Origin of the sequence: Stenotrophomonas sp. SrG (assembly GCF_050031795.1) — a bacterium.
Lineage (GTDB): Bacteria > Pseudomonadota > Gammaproteobacteria > Xanthomonadales > Xanthomonadaceae > Stenotrophomonas > Stenotrophomonas rhizophila_A.
This window is the reverse complement of sequence record NZ_JBNBBE010001600.1, coordinates 1-232: the sequence shown is the minus strand read 5'-3', so window position 1 is coordinate 232 and position 232 is coordinate 1. Positions and strand designations below refer to the sequence as shown.

Sequence of the window (232 nt, the reverse complement as noted above, 5' to 3'; positions counted from 1 at the left end):
TCGGCGCTCAGCATCGCCACCACCTGGTCCGGGCCCAACTGCCTGGTGGACCCCCCGTTGGCCTTGCGCAGGTCCGCATCGGTGTTGGCCTCGGCCATGCTGCGCTGTGCCACGTGCGGGTGGGCCGGCTCGCCGACCAGCAGCCGCTTGGTCTCGCGCGCCAGCCGGACCGCGGTGGCGGCGCGGGCGCCGGCGATGCCCAGCGTGGCCACGCCGTCGAGGACCGGCATGG

The 232-nt window shown here is 75.9% G+C and carries 1 pseudogene; it reads right to left on the bottom strand.

Annotation, left to right across the window (positions count from 1 at the left end):
* Nucleotides 1-232, bottom strand: a pseudogene (locus tag ACQG3P_RS24765) (cation diffusion facilitator family transporter); the annotation flags it as partial.